Source organism: Leifsonia sp. HAY1-4F (genome assembly GCF_056755275.1).
On sequence record NZ_JBNDHX010000615.1, the window covers coordinates 1 to 237 of the forward strand.

A 237-nucleotide genomic window follows, 5' to 3' on the forward strand; every position below is an offset into this window, starting at 1 on the left:
GTGTATGAGAGACAGGGCTAAAGAGCTTACCATTATAAAAACCTATCGCTTTGAAGGAGCAAGTAATCCTGATGACAGCGCGGTACTGTATCTGGTAAAAGGCTCTGACGGAAATCTGGGCATCATTATAGATTCGTACGGTGCGGAAAGTAATCACCCTAAGGAATTTGACAATTATCTTCGTGAAGTCCCTATTCTTGAAAGCGACGAATTTGATTTTGATTAACAAAAAAAGCC

The 237-nt window shown here is 40.5% G+C and carries 1 protein-coding gene; it reads left to right on the forward strand.

The annotated features are described in order from the left end of the window. Window positions 1-226, forward strand: a 226-nt coding sequence (locus ACPYOG_RS20715; RefSeq protein ID WP_481295940.1) for a hypothetical protein, incomplete at its 5' end; no start/stop codon positions are given. Window positions 227-237 lie beyond the last annotated feature (11 nt).